This window comes from Eubacterium sp. CAG:156 (assembly GCF_000434315.1).
GTDB lineage: Bacteria > Bacillota > Clostridia > Lachnospirales > Lachnospiraceae > Eubacterium_U > Eubacterium_U album.
The window spans coordinates 47,507-51,244 of the sequence record NZ_FR878157.1 but is presented as its reverse complement, the minus strand read 5'-3'; the positions used below and the strand labels follow the sequence as shown (position 1 = coordinate 51,244).

General features: G+C 36.4%; 4 protein-coding genes. All 4 read right to left on the bottom strand.

Features of this window, described 5'->3' with window-relative positions:
- Window positions 1–14: 14 nt before the first annotated feature.
- Complete coding sequence (rfbC, locus tag ABMA45_RS05735; protein WP_022088929.1) at window positions 15–623, bottom strand: dTDP-4-dehydrorhamnose 3,5-epimerase; 609 nt, start codon at window positions 621–623, stop codon at window positions 15–17.
- A gap of 36 nt (window positions 624–659) precedes the next feature.
- Complete coding sequence (rfbD, locus tag ABMA45_RS05730; RefSeq protein WP_022088928.1) at window positions 660–1,556, bottom strand: dTDP-4-dehydrorhamnose reductase; 897 nt, start codon at window positions 1,554–1,556, stop codon at window positions 660–662.
- Window positions 1,557–1,755: 199 nt separating this feature from the next.
- Window positions 1,756–2,775 (bottom strand): dTDP-glucose 4,6-dehydratase, encoded by a 1,020-nt coding sequence (gene rfbB / locus ABMA45_RS05725; protein WP_022088927.1) that lies wholly within the window; start codon window positions 2,773–2,775, stop codon window positions 1,756–1,758.
- 110 nt (window positions 2,776–2,885) lie between these two features.
- The coding region (rfbA, locus tag ABMA45_RS05720; protein ID WP_348029930.1) for a glucose-1-phosphate thymidylyltransferase RfbA at window positions 2,886–3,738 on the bottom strand (853 nt) is incomplete at its 5' end.

Sequence of the window (3,738 nt, the reverse complement as noted above, 5' to 3'; positions counted from 1 at the left end):
GAGTGCATATCTAATTAAAACTTAAATGTATCCTTTAAGCCTACCCATAACTGATCTTTATCGCTAAGGTTGAGTGCTGTTCCGTCTTCTAACTTATAGCCTTCGCCGCTTGCAGTTCCTTTATATTCGCCAACAAGCTGTGGCCATTTGATTCCAATTTCAGGATCATTCCAAGCAAGTCCACCTTCATCACCAGGATGATAGAAGTCTGTACATTTGTAGCAGAATTCAGCAAGGTCTGAAAGTACTAAGAAACCATGAGCAAATCCTTCTGGAATGTAGAACTGTTTCTTGTTTTCCTCAGTAAGTTCAACACCAAACCATTTACCGTATGTTTCTGAATCGCTTCTTAAGTCAACAGCTACATCAAATACGCTACCCTTTACAACTCTAACTAATTTGCCCTGTGGAAATTCTTTCTGGAAATGAAGACCACGGAGAACACCCTTAGTAGAGCTTGACTGATTATCCTGTACAAATACCATGTCAAGTCCTGCTTCCTGCATATCTTTCTGGTTGTATGTTTCCATAAAATAGCCTCTTGCATCACCGTGTACTGTTGGTTCGATAACGCATAATCCTTTGATTCCACCTGCATTTTTTTCAACTTTAATCTGTCCCATTTTTGTTTACTCCTTATTTATAAAATATTTTGATTTTTACAAACTTTCAATATCAAGTTCTTTTAAATATCTTCTAACAGCATCCTGCCATGTTGGAAGTGGAGTGAATCCATTTTCAACTAATTTGCTCTTGTCGAGACGGCTGTTAAATGGACGTTTTGCTTTTGAAACGCCGTATTCAGCAGTTGTGACAGGTGTAACAGTAATGTTTTTTTCACTGTATCTGTCATAACCCATTTCAGTAGCCTGTTTGAAGATTTCTTTTGTGAAATCCCACCAACTGATGTAGCCACCTTCGTTTGTTGCATGATAGTATCCATATTTGTCAGTAACAATCATAGATACTAATAATTTAGCAAGGTCAAATGTGTAAGTTGGAGTTCCTATCTGGTCTGAAACAACCTTTAACTGGTCATGATTCTTGCCAACTTTAAGCATTGTCTTGATAAAGTTATTTCCGTTTTTACCAAATACCCATGCGATTCTTACGATAAAATATTTGTCTAATGTATTTGCGACAGCTAATTCGCCATCGAGTTTTGTCTGACCGTAAACGTTTTGAGGTGCATAGTCTTTGCAATCAGGCTGCCAAGGTTCTGTTCCTTCTCCGTTAAACACATAATCAGTTGAAATGTACATCATTTTTATATCAAGTTCCTTACAAACATCAGCGATATTCTGTGTTCCGTTTACGTTTACAAGTTTAACTTTTTCCTGCTTATCTTCATCTTCAGCAGCGTCAACGGCTGTCCATGCAGCACAGTGAATTACTGCGTCAGGATTAACTTCTTTGATGACTTTGTCTACAGAAGCCTTGTCTGTGATATCCATTTCTTCGATATCAACACCAACTGCTTCAATATTTTTCTCTTTTAATTCATTTACTACGTCAAATCCTAATTGACCTTTAACTCCTGTTACGAGAACTTTCATATTTACTCCTTTTTGATATTGTAACAATGCCAGTGGTAAAAGGTTTAAGACCACATAAGCTTGCTTATAAGTGGGTAAAAGACCTTTTGCCCCGGGCATCTTGTGATTTTAAAATTACATATATTTTAGTGTATACCATTGAATTATGAAAAATCCTGTTTCCAGGGAAGAAAACAGGATTTTCATTTAGGCAGACATATTATCTGTTGCCATACATTTTTTCATAATAATTCTGATATTCTCCGGAAATGATAGTTTCCCACCATTCTTTGTTGTCAAGATACCACTGAATTGTCTTCTTGATACCATCAGCAAATTTTGTTTCAGGTAACCATCCAAGTTCGTTGTGAATCTTTGTTGGGTCGATAGCGTAACGCATATCGTGTCCCTTTCTATCAGCTACATATGTGATAAGGCTTTCTGGTTTGCCTAATTCTTTACAAATAATCTTAACGATATCGATGTTTGTCATTTCATTGTGACCACCAACATTGTAAACTTCACCAACTCTACCTTTGTGGATAATTAAGTCGATTGCACGGCAGTGATCTTCTACATATAACCAGTCACGAACGTTTTCGCCCTTGCCATATACTGGAAGTGGTTTGTCATTTAATGCATTAGCAATCATAAGTGGAATCAATTTCTCTGGGAAATGATATGGTCCGTAGTTATTTGAACATCTGCTGATTGTTACAGGAAGTCCATATGTTCTGTGATATGCTAATACTAATAAGTCAGCAGCAGCTTTTGATGAACTGTATGGGCTACTTGTGTGAATTGGTGTTTCTTCAGTGAAGAATAAGTCAGGTCTGTCAAGTGGTAAATCACCATAAACTTCATCAGTTGATACCTGATGATAACGCTTGATGCCGTATTTTCTACAAGCATCCATAAGAACTGCAGTTCCTAAAATATTTGTGTTTAAGAATACTTCAGGGTTTTCGATTGAACGGTCAACATGGCTTTCTGCAGCAAAGTTAACAACGATGTCCGGATGTTCTTCTTCAAATAATTTATATACAGCTTCTCTATCTGTGATGTCTTCTTTTACAAAACGGAAATTTGGATTGTCCATAACTGGAGCAAGTGTTGAAAGATTTCCTGCGTATGTGAGGCAGTCAAGACAAATAATACGGTAGTCCGGATATGTGTTTAACATATGGAATACAAAGTTACTTCCGATAAATCCGGCACCGCCGGTTACGATAATGTTCATAATAATTCTCCTTAATTGTGTAAATTTTCTTTTTCTAATAACATGAATGTTATTGCTTAGGGAAATACCCTGTTTATCAAACTAAGTTTTCAAAGAAAACAAAGTTTTAATTAGTGAAGTACGTCCATGTATTTTTCATCAAGTACATCTTTTAAATACTGGCCATACTGATTTTTCTTTAATATTTCATAAACTTTAAGAACGTCTTCTCTTGAAATCCATCCGTTAAGGTAAGCGATTTCTTCAAGACATGCAATTTTTCTATGCTGATGTGTTTCAACAGTCTTAACAAAGTTAGTTGCTTCAACAAGACTTTCATGTGTTCCTGTATCTAACCAAGTGAATCCTTGTCCTAAAAGTTCAACATTTAATTCGTTGTTTTCTAAGTAGATTCTGTTCAAATCAGTGATTTCTAATTCACCTCTAGCACTTGGCTTAAGGTTTTTAGCATATTCAACAACCTTATTATCATAGAAATAAAGACCTGTAACGCAGTAGTTACTCTTTGGCTGTGCAGGCTTTTCTTCTATAGAAATAGCCTTACCTTCTTTGTCAAATTCTACGATACCAAATCTTTCAGGATCGTCAACATAGTAACCAAATACTGTTGCACCTTTTCCACTTTCTGCATTTTCAACAGCAGCTTTTAAACGCTTCTTAAGTCCGTGACCTGCAAAAATGTTATCACCAAGAACCATGGCAACACAATCATCACCAATAAATTCTTCACCGATTACAAATGCCTGAGCAAGTCCGTCCGGGCTAGGCTGAACCTTATAAGAAAGGTTAACACCAAACTGATGTCCGTCGCCAAGTAATTCCTGGAAACGAGGAGTATCCTGTGGTGTAGAAATGATTAAAATATCACGAATGCCTGCATTCATTAAAACTGACATTGGATAATAAATCATAGGTTTGTCATAAATAGGAAGTAACTGTTTAGAAGTTACCATTGTGAGAGGG